Annotated in this window: 14 protein-coding genes and 1 pseudogene; 2 read left to right on the top strand and 13 right to left on the bottom strand. The window is 68.5% G+C overall.

All coding sequences use genetic code 11. From position 1 onward, the window contains the following. Positions 1-142: 142 nt before the first annotated feature. Positions 143-480 (bottom strand): annotated as a pseudogene (locus ACWGJY_RS17900) (MerR family transcriptional regulator). A 989-nt stretch (positions 481-1,469) separates the two neighbouring features. Here ACWGJY_RS17900 and ACWGJY_RS17905 point away from each other — a divergent pair. Continuing rightward, on the top strand, positions 1,470-1,664 hold the full coding sequence (locus tag ACWGJY_RS17905) for a hypothetical protein (protein WP_453261757.1): 195 nt from the start codon (positions 1,470-1,472) through the stop codon (positions 1,662-1,664). A 519-nt stretch (positions 1,665-2,183) separates the two neighbouring features. After that, on the top strand, positions 2,184-2,732 hold the full coding sequence (locus ACWGJY_RS17910; protein ID WP_453261758.1) for a DUF5994 family protein: 549 nt from the start codon (positions 2,184-2,186) through the stop codon (positions 2,730-2,732). Positions 2,733-2,942: 210 nt separating this feature from the next. Here the strand turns inward: ACWGJY_RS17910 and ACWGJY_RS17915 are convergent, their stop codons facing one another. From ACWGJY_RS17915 to ACWGJY_RS17970, 12 genes are all read right to left on the bottom strand, one after another. Then, positions 2,943-3,191: a hypothetical protein gene (locus ACWGJY_RS17915; protein WP_453261759.1), complete on the bottom strand. Its 249-nt coding sequence runs from the start codon at positions 3,189-3,191 to the stop codon at positions 2,943-2,945. An 87-nt stretch (positions 3,192-3,278) separates the two neighbouring features. Then, positions 3,279-4,445: a PP2C family protein-serine/threonine phosphatase gene (locus ACWGJY_RS17920; RefSeq protein ID WP_453261830.1), complete on the bottom strand. Its 1,167-nt coding sequence runs from the start codon at positions 4,443-4,445 to the stop codon at positions 3,279-3,281. Between the two features lie 1,304 nt (positions 4,446-5,749). Next, positions 5,750-5,998, bottom strand: coding sequence for a hypothetical protein (locus ACWGJY_RS17925; RefSeq protein WP_453261760.1), 249 nt, complete (start codon positions 5,996-5,998; stop codon positions 5,750-5,752). 501 nt (positions 5,999-6,499) lie between these two features. Continuing rightward, on the bottom strand, positions 6,500-8,032 hold the full coding sequence (locus ACWGJY_RS17930) for an FAD/NAD(P)-binding protein (protein ID WP_453261761.1): 1,533 nt from the start codon (positions 8,030-8,032) through the stop codon (positions 6,500-6,502). A gap of 27 nt (positions 8,033-8,059) precedes the next feature. Continuing rightward, complete coding sequence (locus ACWGJY_RS17935) at positions 8,060-8,503, bottom strand: PPC domain-containing DNA-binding protein (RefSeq protein ID WP_453261762.1); 444 nt, start codon at positions 8,501-8,503, stop codon at positions 8,060-8,062. 4 nt (positions 8,504-8,507) lie between these two features. Continuing rightward, the gene (locus ACWGJY_RS17940) at positions 8,508-9,458 is read right to left on the bottom strand and encodes an EamA family transporter (RefSeq protein WP_453261763.1); all 951 of its coding nucleotides are present in this window, start codon (positions 9,456-9,458) and stop codon (positions 8,508-8,510) included. Positions 9,459-9,468: 10 nt separating this feature from the next. Next, the gene (locus tag ACWGJY_RS17945) at positions 9,469-10,239 is read right to left on the bottom strand and encodes a PIG-L deacetylase family protein (RefSeq protein WP_453261764.1); all 771 of its coding nucleotides are present in this window, start codon (positions 10,237-10,239) and stop codon (positions 9,469-9,471) included. Then, positions 10,236-11,093, bottom strand: coding sequence for a class I SAM-dependent methyltransferase (locus tag ACWGJY_RS17950; protein WP_453261765.1), 858 nt, complete (start codon positions 11,091-11,093; stop codon positions 10,236-10,238). The genes ACWGJY_RS17945 and ACWGJY_RS17950 overlap by 4 nt, the downstream gene beginning before the upstream one ends. 41 nt (positions 11,094-11,134) lie before the next feature. Next, complete coding sequence (locus tag ACWGJY_RS17955; RefSeq protein ID WP_453261766.1) at positions 11,135-11,554, bottom strand: MaoC/PaaZ C-terminal domain-containing protein; 420 nt, start codon at positions 11,552-11,554, stop codon at positions 11,135-11,137. Positions 11,555-11,590: 36 nt separating this feature from the next. Then, positions 11,591-12,238 (bottom strand): maleylpyruvate isomerase family mycothiol-dependent enzyme, encoded by a 648-nt coding sequence (locus tag ACWGJY_RS17960; RefSeq protein WP_453261767.1) that lies wholly within the window; start codon positions 12,236-12,238, stop codon positions 11,591-11,593. Continuing rightward, positions 12,235-12,477, bottom strand: coding sequence for an acyl carrier protein (locus ACWGJY_RS17965; RefSeq protein ID WP_453261768.1), 243 nt, complete (start codon positions 12,475-12,477; stop codon positions 12,235-12,237). Before ACWGJY_RS17965 ends, ACWGJY_RS17960 begins: the two co-directional genes overlap by 4 nt. Then, positions 12,467-13,330, bottom strand: a complete 864-nt coding sequence (locus ACWGJY_RS17970) for a hypothetical protein (RefSeq protein ID WP_453261769.1) — start codon at positions 13,328-13,330, stop codon at positions 12,467-12,469. Before ACWGJY_RS17970 ends, ACWGJY_RS17965 begins: the two co-directional genes overlap by 11 nt. Between the last annotated feature and the right edge of the window lie 17 nt (positions 13,331-13,347).

A 13,347-nucleotide genomic window follows, 5' to 3' on the forward strand; every position in this document is an offset into this window, starting at 1 on the left:
GGCGAGGCTTCTTCTTCCCCATGCTCTCCATGATGGACATCCTCCCGGGGCAGAACCCCTGATCTCTGATGTCCGTCAAAGCGGATCAAGCCCACCACACCCCCGCGTGTGCGGGACCCGCCGGTACCTGGCGGGCGCCACCTCAGACTGTGGGCGGTGAATTGACCGACTCGGCGGCACAGCGGTATTCGGCGTTGATGCGCCGGGCCTCTTCGAGCTGGTCTTCGAGGATGACGATGCGGCAGGCGGCCTCGATGGGGGTGCCCTGGTCGACGAGCTCCCGCGCGCGGGCCGCGATGCGCAGCTGGTAGCGGGAGTATCGGCGGTGTCCGCCCTCGGAGCGGAGCGGGGTGATCAGCCGGCTTCGCCGATGGCGCGGAGGAAGCCCTGGGTGGTATCGAGCATCTCGGCGGCCCGGCCCATGGTGTAGGCGGGGTAGTCGTCGTCATCGAGACGGCCGAACGAGCCGTCTGCTGTCATTGCACCTCTCTGTGAAACGCGCGGAGGGGCCCTGGTGCCGTATGGCACCAGGGCCCCGAAGGAACTGCTACACCATCTGCCGGCCCTGGTCCTGCGCCGGCCTTCTGTTTCCGCAGACCCACCCGGGAGAGGGCGGGCAATGCGGGGATCGCGGTTGCTTGACCGGAGACCACCTCACTATCGATGTCCTGCGGTACCCGGGCTCAAGACTTCCGCCCGGGCGATCCTGATGGCGCCTGGCTCCTCCGTTCTTCCCTCTGGATGAGCTACTTACCAAACGGGAACTGCGTACTGCTGGTACTGCGAACTGCTCGTGGCCTCGAACAGCGCCACTCTTCGGCAGCCAGCCCCGTCGCCCGTCCTGCATCTGCTCTGGCTTAGAACCCCACTGCCGAACCTCCCGGTGCGCGCGTCCGCAGCCGACGCCTTCACCGAGGTGCTGCTCACTGATTTCACTGCTGGGTACTGCGAACTGCACTTACGGGTATTGCCACTGCGGTACTGCTCACGGCGGCCCCTCATCACTGCGGGCCACCCGGTCCGGCCGTCAGTCCCGTCGCCGTCCCGTCAACAACCCTGGCTTCGGAACTCCACCACCGCACCGTCCTGCGAACTGCGTGTACTGCTGCCCGGCAGTTCGTCTCTGCCGGGCCTTGCTTGATCTCGGCTACGAGAGAAACCCTAACCACACCACCGCTCAATGTCTACTCCGGCTGACACAGATTTTTGTGCGCTGGTCAGAGAGATAGTCGTCCTCGACCAAAGAAGGGGCAGGCGGCGACCCCACTCCAGCCGGGGCACCCGCTCCAAGCAGCGCCGTTACGCCGGCCTCGACTCCGCGAGCACCACAGCCTCCCGGCCTGACTGCATGGGAGATCGGCCAGGCACGCTCCACAGCCAGGGCCTCGTGCGGTTAACGCGCCGCAGGCCGGGGCACAGCACCGGGCAGACAGGACCGGCGTTGACGATCCAGAGACCAGGGTGACCTGATGGACACGATGAGCGTCAACGTCGCAACCGTCCGCTCCGCGACATCCGTCGCCGGCGCACGCGAGAGCACCCGGGATTTCCTCGGAGGTCTCGCACAGCCGACGATCCCAGCCGAGACCGCCGATACCGTGATCCTGGTCGTCTCGGAGCTCGTCACCAACGCCCTGCGCCACGGCGGCGGCACCTGGACCTGACCACGGACCCGGACAGCATCGAGGTGGCCGTGGCCCACGCCGACGGCCCCCGGCGCACCGGGGTGAACGTCGCTTCCTTCATCTCCGACTCCTGCGGCACGGACCTGAGCACGGAGAAGGGCCTGCGGGAGGCGCCGACAGGTGCGGCGGACACCCCGTCGAGGTCGAGCAGCAACGTCGTATCGTCGACCAAGCCCGCGGCTCCTGCGTGATCGTTCTGCGTCGAGAACAGAAATGATCAGGTATGACCACGGGCGCTCTGCATTCGGATGCCGACAACCACCACGACTGTCACCATCGTGACGATAGGTCAGCACCGCCAGCCGAGTACACCGCTCAAGTTCGAAGACCCGTCAAAACGCCCTGATATCCGTAATCCCGAAACCGCCCGGCGGGCTGTATCCGGGAGTATCCTGAAATTACCGAGGACATTTCGCATAAGAGTTTCTAAGCTCCTGTCGTTCTCGGCGATTCACAACACCGGGCCGGTGTACACCGGCCCGGGGACAGGTTCGCGTCATGACCGCGACCATTCTGTATACGTCGGCGGTCGAGGAGCGGACCTTTTCGCTGCCGCTGCGTCTCGCGCTCGCCTCAACGGACACCCCTGGTGCTCTTCTGGACGGCGCCTGGTGGCCCCGCTCCCGCGACCTGGCGGCGGAACTTCCTGCGTTGACAGCGGTGCTGGATCCCCTTTGGGGGCGCATCACGCATGTCACGGTGAACCCGACCCTGTGGCCGGTCATCCCACGGAAGGTGCCCGTTGATGGGCACGTGATGAGCGTCGGCTGGTTCAAGGCCGAGCAAGACCCCCACAAGCTGTTGCTGCTCTCCTACACCGTCGGCCGCTGGGACCTGCTGGTGATTCCGCCGCAGACGGATCCGGCCATCGCCGCCTGGCTGATGACCGCGGCTACCGGTCCGCTGCGCAGCCACACAGCGAGTGATCTGCTGGAGAGGGCCGAATTCCAACGGATCGTGATAGAAGCCGACCAGGCCCGAGAAGCGGTCTGGGACTCCGAGGGCGGCCATGGCGCCCGTGCGACCGCGCCAGCACTCTCAGCGTGATCCCCGAAACGGCCCCGGTGAAACCGCCGGGGCCGTCCTTTCAGGCGCAACACGTGAGAGTGCGCAACCCACAATCCACGGTACACCTGCAGGCAGTTTCCGACGTGATTCCATAGGCTGACGCGAGGCATGAGCACATTCTGCTCGGACCTCAAGCACCGACGACCGGGCCCAGCAGCCGGCAGCGCCCGGCCGCCGGCAGAGTGCTTGCTATTCCGCATGACCGCGCCACTGCCCCTGGACATGGAACCAGAGTCCCGGAGCATAGATCGATTCGACGACAGCGGCTTCGCCTTTGGTCACCCTGAGGATCCGCAATGCGCCGCTCGGAAGCAGGTCGTACTCGTACGTGGCGGGCGACTCACCTTCGGTGATGTCGTCGTAGGAGATATCTGCAGCCGCCAGCTCCGCGTATTCCTTGGGGGGCCGGTTCTCCACCAGCTTGATGAACACGCTCATACCTTGACGATAGATCCCTCGCGCTTTTCTCGCGTGACATGCCAGAGTCACCGCCAACGGCCGCACCACCAGTCGGGCGGTATCGGCTCATTCCAGGGTGGCAAGGTGGTCGGCGGCACCCCCGCGCCACTCGATCAGGAAGAGGGTCGCGTCGTCGCTGGTGATCCCGCCCCGCTCCCGGATCAGGGTGCGGGAGAGGGAGCGCACCACCGCCCGAACCCCTTCCTCGGCGTGCTCGATGCGGTTGACCCAGGCGATGAGTTGCTCCTCGCCGAACTGCTCGCCGCGGACATCGTGCTCCTCGATCAGGCCGTCGGTGAAGCACAGCACCCGGTCGCCGACCTGGAGCATCTGCTCGCTGAGCTGGGGCTCGTCGCCGCCGAAGCCGACCGGCAAGGTGGTGGGGCTGTGCAGTTGCCGGACGACCTGGTGGTTGCGAATCAGCAGCGGCGCGGGGTGGCCGGCGTTGACCCATTGCAGGTGGCCCGTCGCAACGTTCAAGCGCATCATCTGTGCGGTGACGAAGTGCTCGGGCCCGAACTGCCCGGCGATAGCCCGGTCCATGAACGCGTAGATCCCGGACAGCCCGACGTCGGTGCGTCGGGCGTGCCGGTAGGCGCCGATGGCGACGGTCGCCATGGTGGCGGCTTCCAGGCCGTGGCCCATCGCATCGACCGTGGCGACGTGCAGGATGTCGTCGTTGAGGGCGTAGTCGAAGCTGTCGCCGGCGACCTCGTAGGCGGGTTCGAGGATGCCGGCCACCGCGACCTGAGGGGTGGACATCGACAGCGGCGGCAGCAGGGACCACTGGATCTCCGCGGCCACGCTCATCGGCTCGCGCCGTCGGGTCTGGAAGAACTGGTCGGTGTAGCTGTTCTTGGTGACCAGCATGTGGGCGGCCAGGCCGGCCAGTCGGTGCAGCAGCCGCCGGTCGTCGTCGTCGACGGTGTCCAGGGTGAGCGCCAGCACCCCCACCTGGTCGCTGCCGTCCAGCAACGGCAGGTAGATCCGCACGCCGTCTGCCTGCGGCACCTCGACGAGGGTCCCGCTCCGGAAGGCCGTGCCGGCGGGGGAGCCATCAATCGGCGCGTGCTCGCCGACGGTCAGCCGCCTACCCGGCAGCGGCACCAGCATCAGTTGTTCGTAGTCCTGCAGGAGGACCGAGACGTCACGGCCCCCGACCCGGCCCACCACTTCCACGATCAGCGGGGCGATCAGATGCGGTGGCATCTCGTGGGCCTGGTCCAGCAGCATCCCCAGCAGCCGCTCACCGAATCCTTCCGACCGGTCCACCGCGCCCTTTTCGGGCTGCGACTCTCCTGCCGTCACAGCCGCACCCGCCGTTGACGGATCCGCTCGAAGACCCAATCACGTGATCGGTACACACGGGCTCCTGATACGACCGTCAATCCGCACAGCCTGACACGGCCAACCGGCCCAACGAGCCGATTACGCCAACGGCGGCATGTCACACCCGGTCAGGAGACGTGGCTCTCAATTCCGGTGTCCAAACAGCGGCTCCCGATCTCGCTGCCCGAGTGGCTGCGAAACACCCTGTCGAAAACAGGCACGGTCACCGCCGTGACTCCCTCTACTACCGGCCCGCGTGCCGCCAGGCCGCCTACCGGGCCCGCAAGCGGGTACGCGAAGGCGTCACGCCCCCGGCCACAGCCACGGATCCCGGTACCGGCTCCGTGGCTGTGGCCAGGGACAACGCGCCGTTGATCACGTCCCGGGCCACGATGGCGGCCTGACGTACGTCATCCGTCCTCCGCGCCGTCCTCGTCGTCGAGTCCGGCCGCGTCCGGGTCGCGCAAGGGCCGCAGGCTGCCGCCGGCCGGGACGCTGGCGGTGAAGCTGTAGCGGCCCAGGACGTTCAAATTCCGGTTCCGAACGGAGCAAGGACGAGCTAGCGGAGCTAGCCTGCAGTCAGGAGGCTGACCAGCGAAAACGGCCACTGGCTCAACTCCCGGGCCAAGGGAGCGAGCCTGCTGCTCCTCCCAAAGCATCTGCGGTGCTCAACGGAACCCGACTGGGCGACGGAGCTGCGTAGACACCTCCTGCCGACCCTCGAAGACCGTTCCCAAGGCCTCAGTTGGGAACCCGATGGGAACAGCAGGACAGAGAAAGCCCGCGAAGGATCGTGAAAGATCACTCCCCCGCCATTCCCCATCAGGCCGCTGACCTGCGAGAACAGCGAAACTTCAAGCCGGACAAGGAAAGACGAGTGACCTTATGATCATGCTCCTGAAGCGGGTGTCGCAGGTTCGAATCCTGCCGGGGGCACCATGTGCCGCGTACGCGGTGGGTACGACGAAGGCCCAGGTCGGCCGGTGGTGAACCGGGCGCCTGGGCCTCAATCGTTCTCGGGACGGGATCACGCCGCTGAAGCCGTCGTGCCAGATCAGTTGATCTTGTGCCCCTCAGACGCCTGCTCTTCCTTTTGGTGTGTGGGTCCGTGGAGCGGAAAGTCCGCTGCCCCCGGTGCGGCACACCGGGGGCAGCGGACTTTCTGGGCGCAGTGTCAGCGGGACGAGTGCCCGCCGGGCAAAGACCGGTCAGCGGTAGAAGATGGGCATGATGGCCTTGCTGTCGTCGCACCACACCTCGTGGTACCCGTTCGCCTGGGCATTCGGGAGTTCCGACGCTTCGCACGCCGCCTTCGAGGGGTACCTCTCGGCACCGGCCTCGGTCCAGCCGCCGCCGGGGGGCGGGGCGGCGAAGGCGGCGGTGGCGGACAGCGGAATGGCGACTGCTGCGGCACCGACTGCGAGACCGACACCGATACGGGAACGCCACGACTTCATGAATTCCTCCACGCGACAGGGATGTCTTCAACGCTTCTCATGCGCAGCTCTTCTCGAAGTGCCTTGGCCGCCAAGGCCGTTGGCTCTGCGCATGTCTTCATGAAGTGAGATGCGGTGCCTGCGGCAAGAGTTCGCGGCGTCGCGAGGTTTTCGTGAGTCTGCCCTGCCGCACCTGCGGACTTTGCCCGCAAGGGCAGGCCGTGAGACCTGCCACCGGAGGACCGATCCGGCTCCGCCTGGCCATCACCTACTCGCGCACCGGCCTCGTCCTGCGCCACCTCGTCCTGAGCCACCTCGTCCTGCGCCACCTCGCCCCGCTGTTCGGCGCCTCGAAGCCGGCCACCGGCCACCGGCCACCGCCACCGGCCACATCGTCGACCGCGCTTCGTACCGTCTCTCGCTCTCCGGCCCCGCAAGCGGTTCCCCCAAGAACACCAACGAGGAGCACAACGCCTCCAGGGCATGCCGCTCGACCCGGCAGCCCGGCCGGCGGCTGTGGTGTCAGCCGGAGAACCGCACCGCGTTCCGGCCTGCTGTCCCGATGGGAGGGAGTGTGCTCCCTTGCCGTCTGTTGTTCGCGGCATGGGCGAGAGAGCGGGTGATCACCTCGGCGCGTGCATTGATCATGTACATGCTGCCCGCGTAGAAGAGATCGCCGGAGGTGAGGTCGCCCAGTGCGAAGAACCGCGGGACGTCTTCGGGGAAGGCGGAACGCAGTGCGTTGCTGGCGACGTCGATGCGCATTCCGCCGAGCGGGTTGCGGACGGCCAGACCGGACCCGGTGAGGGAGTCGATGAAGGGCTCCGCCCGGCTACCGGTACCGGCCAGACCGGAACGGGTGGCGTCGACCACCGTGTCCACCCCGGTCAGCCGTCCGCCGCCGTCCTCCAGGGTGAATCCGCCGCCCGCGCGCGCGGTGACGGCGGCCGTTCGGGACCGTACCGCCAACTGGCCGCTGTCCATGGCGTCCAGCAGCGCCCTGGCGGTGGGCGGCGGCATCGGGTTGTACAGCGGCTTGCCGAACGGATGGAACCGGCTCAGGAACAGCCGCCGGTCGGCGTCCGGCATGGCGCACCAGACGGGTTCCCGCGCCTGGTGCATCATCGCCGCCACCACCGCCTGGCAGGCGTTGTGGTCCAGCCGGGAGAGGTCCTCGCGCAGCCGCTCCGCCGCGGGCCGGTCCGCGCCGAGCGCGCGGACGTCCACCCCGGCCGCCGTCAGCTCGTCGCGCAGCAGCCGCCAGGCGTCCCGTATCCGCAGCGTCCCGTCGTGCGCCCGGCGCCGCACCGCCTCCGGCGTCACATGGCTCAGCTGGACCGTGCGTTGGGTGGCACGTACCCCCGGCAGCAGCCCGTGCCGAGAGGTCATGGTGATCGGCCCGCGGTGTCCGGAACGCAGCAGTCCGAGGGCGACGTCCACCCCGGACAGGCCGGTGCCCAGCACCAGGACATGGGCGTCGGCGGATATCGCGGGCAGTACCGAGCGCAGCGGATAGGGGTCCGGGTGGAAGCCGGGGGCGCCGGTCAGCAGGTAGGGGTCGGCGGGCTCGCCGGTTCCCAGACACAGCACCACCCGGTCGAAGTGGCTGACGCCGCCGGCGCTGCGGACCATCACGTCGGCGGCGGTCACCTTCGCCTCGACGGCGAACTCCGGCACCACCCGCACCGTCCAGCCGCGCCGCTCGGCATCGGCACGGCTGGACTCCAGATGGGCCGTCAGGTACTCGCCGTAAACCCGCCGTGGAACGTAGGAGTCCACCGGCAGCAACGCGTAGGGGGTGTTCCGGTACCGCGGTTCACGGTGCAGCCAGCGCAGAAAGTGGTCCCGCTCCGCGCACCGCACCGACATGTACCCGGCCTCCCGGTTGACCAGGGCGCAGTCCAGGTCCGGGCGGTAGGCACGGCCGGTGGCCAGATTGGCCGATCCCTCGTACACGGTGATGTCACAGCGCATCTCCTCGCCCTCGAAACGGCGCAGCAGGCTGTCCAGCAGGCTGACCGCCGCCGCTCCACCACCGATCACCGCAATACGCATCGCGTCTCCCCCTCCCGTCGCCCCGGTCTAGCGGTCCGCGTCCAGATCGATGACAGGCAACCCGCGCGCGTCGTCCAGGCGCCTGGTCAACGGGCTCGGGAAGTCGGTGACCACGACCTCCAGCGTCGGCCGCACCGTGGCTCGTTGGACGTGTCCGCCGATGGTCGAGCCGTCCCGGCGGCCGAGCACCGCGTGCATGTGGACGGAAGGCCGCCCGTCCTTGAGCGCGATGTTGCCGGTCAGGCTGAGCACCTCGGTGTGCTCGGTGACCGGGATCGGGACGTGCGTCCTGCTCTCCGGGTCGAAGAGCGAGAGCGCGGCGTCGCGGAAGGCGCCGATCCCGGTGAACGAGGCCCCGGCCACCGAGTTGGCGGTGGCGAAGTCCTCCAGTACGGGCAGCACGTCCTCGTCCTGGTCGAAGACGACGGCGAACATCCGGGGTGCGTCATCGGTCAGCAAGCGGCTGTGCATCTGGTCAACTCGCTTTCGTGGTGCTGGCGGCCGATTCGCCGCTGGTGACTTCGCCTTCCGCGGGCACGGCCGGCGCGGCCCGCCAACGTGCCTTCACCCGGCCGACCAGGTCGAACTGGTTGATGACCAGTCCCAGGATGACCAGCACGATCGCACCGGCCTTCAGCGCGCCCAGCGGCTCGCCGAGGATCAGCATCGAGGAGGCCATCCCGAAGACCGGCACAAGCAGCGACAACGGGGCCACGTGGGAGGTCTTGTAGTTGCGCAGCAGATGACCCCACAGCGTGAAGCCGAAGAGGATCGTCGGGTACACCATGTAGGCCAGCGAACCGATGCCCGCCCAGCCCATGTGGTCGAAGGAGTGGGTGATCGAACCCCAGCCGTTGATGCCCAGTGAGAGCAGGAACATCGGGATCGGCGGAATGAGGCTCGCCCAGACCGTGAACGACAGCGCGTCACTCGGGTGTGCCTTCTTGATGACGATGTTGGCCATCGCCCACGACAACGACGCGCCGATCACCAGCAGCGCGCCGACGGCAGTGACCGAGCCATCGGTGATTCCGATGATCAACGCGATCCCGATGGCCGCCACCACCACGCCGGTCAGCTGACGCGGAACGACCCGCTCGCCCATCACCGCCGCGGCCAGCCCGATGGTCCAGAACGCCTGGAGTTGCATCACCACCGAGGCGAGCCCGGCGGAGAACCCGAAGTGCATCCCGGCGAAGAGCAGCCCGAACTGCCCAATGCCGAAGAACACCCCGTACCAGGCGATATAGCGCCACGGCACTTGGGGGCGTTTGAAGAAGAACACCGCGGGCACGGCCGCCAGCAGGAACCGCAGAGAGGCCAGAAGATAGGGGTCGAACGACCGTAATCCGATGTCGATGATGGCGAAATTGACCCCCCAGATCACCATCACCAAGATGCCGCCCAGAAGTTTCGAGATCGGCAAGGAGCCCTCCTCAACGAGTGCTGTCGACGGGCTGGGCAGCCGGTTCGGTACGTATCACCTGGAACGTCTCGGCCAGCCGGCCGTCCGCCAGACCACCCGCCGCGGCCTGCCCGCGCAACCTGGAACGTATGTCATCCGCCAGGGTCGCACGGTGGGCGGTCTGCGACGTGTGGGCGCGCAGTGCGGCCAGCTTGCGGTCGAACACGTCGGTGACGTCGACCCAGGTGTCGGGGCGCGGTGAGGTCATCACCCAGATCTCCGGGACGATGCACGGCCGCAGCCCCTCGGACAGCAGCAGGTCCGGGTGGGCGCGCGGGTTGCGGGCGTCCGGGTAGAGCGCCGCCAGCGCGGCCTCTCCCGCGGCGCGGTGGTCGGGGTGGATGTCCGGCAGGAAGTCCCAGTTGAGCTCCGGACTCTGGATCAGCGCCCGCTGCGGGCGGACCCGCCGGATCACCCGGGTGATCTCCCGCCGCAGTTCCAGGCCGACCGTCAGCTCCCCGTCGGGCAGGCCGAGGAAGACGACTTCCTTGACGCCGAGGACGTCGGCGGCGGCTCGCTGTTCCGCCTCCCGGACGGCGGCCAGTTCGGTGCGGGGGACGGCCGGGTCCTCGCCTCCGGCCGCCCCGTCGGTCAGCACCAGATAGGTCACCTCGGTGCCCGCCGCGGCCCAGTGCGCAATGGTGCCGCCCGCCTTGAAGTCCGTGTCGTCCGGGTGCGCGGCGATCGCCAGCACCCGGTCCACCTGGGCGAACGGGGGCTGCGCAGGTCCGGCATAGGTCACGCGGGCTTCACCCCGGCGGTGAACAGGAAGGACCGCGGCACGTTGGGCATCGAGCGCGGCGGCACCGGGTGCGGCCAGCGGTCGAAGGCGGCACCCTCCTCCCCGGGCTGGAGCAGTTCCTCGGTCACCCAGCCGCAGGACTCCAGGAACTCCTCCGGCTCGTCGGTGCCGAACAGCCAGGGGTTGCCGTCCTCCCGCAGCACCCGCATGAAGCCCTTGGCGAGCGGGTTGTCGAGGGTGGCCCGGCTGGTCATGTCGGCGATCAGAACGGACCCGGGCGCGGACAGCTCGGACAGCGAACCCAACAGGCCGCGTGACACGTCCTCGGGCAGGAAGAAGAACAGCCCCTCGGCCACCCACAGGGTGGGCTGCCCGGCGTCGAAGCCCGCGGCGCGCAGCTCGTCCTGCCAGCCGGCGGCCAGGTCGACCGGTACCGCATGGCACCGGCTGACGGCTCCCTCCGCACGCTGCGGCGGGTTCTCGGCCAACAGCTCCGCCTTGGTCTCCAGCAGCGCCGGCCGGTCCAGTTCGTAGAGCGTGACGCCCTCCGGCCAGGTCAGCCGGACCGCCCGCATGTCCATCCCGGCGGCCACCAGCACCACCTGGCGGATGCCCTGCTCCTGGACGGTGCGCACGATGGCGTCGTCCATGTACCGGGTGCGCACCAGCACGAACGGGACGACCGCGGAACCGGCGTAGCGTTCGAGCAGTTCGAAGCCGGTCTCACCGGCGACCAGCTGCGCGTAGGGGTCGTGGAAGATGCGGTCCGGCCGTTCGGACTCCACCGCGCGCGCGGCGGCGGTCCACTGCGCGGTCTTGGACACTGGTTCCATGACCTGATTGACCGATTCCATGCGTCATTGCTCCTCGTCTGCGAGGTGGTGCTCGGGTGTTGTCAGATGTCCCGGCGCCGGAAGATGCTGTGCAGGACCATGCTGAAGACCGCGGATCCCTGCGGGTCCAGCAGTTCGCACCGGGGGCGGACGATGCCGGAACCGCGGCGGCCGAGCACCGGGGAGATCCCCAGCACCGTCAACCGGGCCCGCAGCACGTCCCCGGGCCGCACCGGATGGTGGAAACGCATCTCGTCCACTCCGGGAGAGCCCTCCCCGGCGGACCGGTTCAGGATCTCCTCGACGTACTGCCGCATGAACAGCGAGGCCGTCAGCCAGCCGCTGGCCACCAGACCGCAGAAGGCGGAGTTGCGGGCCTGCTCCGGGTCGGTGTGGAAGATCTGCGGATCGTAGGCGCGGCCGAAGCTGAGGATCTCCTGCTCCGTGACCTCGACCTGACCCAGCTCGAACACGTCTCCCACGTGAAAATCTTCTAGGTAGAGCATCGCCGAACCGACCTACCATTCCGCGCTGATGAGTTCCTCCGGCCGGGCTCCGGCCAGCCGGTACCGTTCCGGGGCGGCCGGCCGGCCGGTGTAGAGCCGGAAGAGGGTGGGGACATCGGTGTGGAGCCGCGCCGGTTCACGGTCCTCGGCCGGTGAGCCGAGGACCAGTTCCCGGTCGTCGAGCGTGACGTGCACCCGAGGGGTGGCGACCACCCGGGCGCATCCGGCGAGCGCCTCCAGCGCCTCCGGCACCCCCGCGCTCCGGTACGCGTCGGACATCCCCAGCGCCTGCCGGACATCGCCGCCGTGGATCCAGGTGCCCAGGGCCGCGAGATCCTTGGTGCCGCCGGCCGCGCGGATCGCGGGGCCGGCCACCGTCAGTCCGCGCTCGAACTCGTCCAGCACGTCGGCGAACGGCCATTCCCGGCGCTCCTCGACGTCCCGCTGGTTCTGGTCGTGGCTGGCCCGGTACTCCGCGCCGGCGGTGAGCCCCACCAGTGCCGCCGCACAGTGCGCCACCACGTCGCGCACCGTCCACGCCGGGCACACGGTGCCCCGTTCGAGCATGTCTGACGGTGCGTCACGCAGCGTGGGCACCAGGGTCTCGCGCTCGGCCCGCAGCAACCGCTCGGGGCCGGTCTCGACGGCAGGTAAGGTCACGCCACGCCCGCCCGGAAGTACCGCTCCTCGATCCGCCGCAGGGTGCGGAAGTCATCGATGTCGAGGGTCTCCATGTCGATCTCCTCGCCGCTGAGCCGCGAGACCAGAAGCATGAACTCGACGAAGGCGAGGGAGTCGATGAGCCGGCTCTCCAGGATGTCGAGATCCCGGTCTATGTCGGGTGTCTCTGGGTGACGGGCCAGGATCCACTGCTTGAGCTGTTCCTGTTCAGAGTGCATGTGACGTCCCTTCGGTAGGTGCGGCTGAGGTCAGTGCCTGGTCTGCCTTCGCGACGGCTTCGTCGGCCGCCGCCCAGTCGCCGTAGCGGTCGTGCAGCACGGCGAGCCACCGCTCCAGGCCGAACGCGACGCAGCTGGTGAACACCGGCCGCCCGCTGTCGGCCAGTTGGATGGCGCAGCGCTCGCCGAAAAAGTTGCGGTGCTTGTTCACCGACGCGATGGCGAGTTCCCCGGCCAGGAACTCGTACTTGACCGGCGCCATGCGTTGCAGCAGCGCGCGCGGGCCCTCGCCGTCGAAGAACGGGTCGGTCGCCGCCTCCTTGCGCAACGGCAGGTCCAGCGCCTCGGCGAACCGCAGGATGCGTGACGAGCAGCGGTTGATGTGTTCCTCGACGAACTCCTGCTCGCCCAGGGCCACGATCTCCCGCATGTGGAAGCCGAGCAGCCTGCGCAGCCCGGTGTACCGCTCCTCCCGGCGGAAGCACCGGCCGACCAGGGTGATCAGGGTGTTGCCCGGCAGGCTGGTTCCCTCCAGCCCCAGGTAGACCCCGTAGCAGGTGGCCGACGGCAGGGCGACCTCCGCGCTCTGCAGTTGCTCCGGTGGGAACGCCTCGATGGCAGAGGCGTCCTGGCCCTGGGGGCGGCGCTCCAGGTCCAGCGCGTTGACCACCAGCGCCTGGTGCGGGAAGTTCTGGTAGTAGTCGAGTTTCGCCAGCTTGGCCACCGGCAGCAGCGGCGCTCCGATGACCGGTGCGGCGCCGTCCTCGGTGCCCCACCGCTCGAACATGTCGTCCAGATGCCGCAGGAGTTGGGCTTCGCCGGCAGGCAGGTAGGCGAGACCGTTCGCTTCCATTCGGAACTCCTTCGCCC

Source organism: Streptomyces sp. NPDC054765, assembly GCF_053612065.1.

Bases quoted from the DNA above. Each gene is read 5' to 3' on its own strand.
- ACWGJY_RS17905 (WP_453261757.1), top strand. From the start codon at position 1,470: ATGGACACGATGAGCGTCAACGTCGCAACCGTCCGCTCCGCGACATCC.
- ACWGJY_RS17910 (WP_453261758.1), top strand. From the start codon at position 2,184: ATGACCGCGACCATTCTGTATACGTCGGCGGTCGAGGAGCGGACCTTT.
- ACWGJY_RS17915 (WP_453261759.1), bottom strand. From the start codon at position 3,191: ATGAGCGTGTTCATCAAGCTGGTGGAGAACCGGCCCCCCAAGGAATAC.
- ACWGJY_RS17920 (WP_453261830.1), bottom strand. From the start codon at position 4,445: ATGCTGCTGGACCAGGCCCACGAGATGCCACCGCATCTGATCGCCCCG.
- ACWGJY_RS17925 (WP_453261760.1), bottom strand. From the start codon at position 5,998: ATGAAGTCGTGGCGTTCCCGTATCGGTGTCGGTCTCGCAGTCGGTGCC.
- ACWGJY_RS17930 (WP_453261761.1), bottom strand. From the start codon at position 8,032: ATGCGTATTGCGGTGATCGGTGGTGGAGCGGCGGCGGTCAGCCTGCTG.
- ACWGJY_RS17935 (WP_453261762.1), bottom strand. From the start codon at position 8,503: ATGCACAGCCGCTTGCTGACCGATGACGCACCCCGGATGTTCGCCGTC.
- ACWGJY_RS17950 (WP_453261765.1), bottom strand. From the start codon at position 11,093: ATGGAATCGGTCAATCAGGTCATGGAACCAGTGTCCAAGACCGCGCAG.
- ACWGJY_RS17965 (WP_453261768.1), bottom strand. From the start codon at position 12,477: ATGCACTCTGAACAGGAACAGCTCAAGCAGTGGATCCTGGCCCGTCAC.
- ACWGJY_RS17970 (WP_453261769.1), bottom strand. From the start codon at position 13,330: ATGGAAGCGAACGGTCTCGCCTACCTGCCTGCCGGCGAAGCCCAACTC.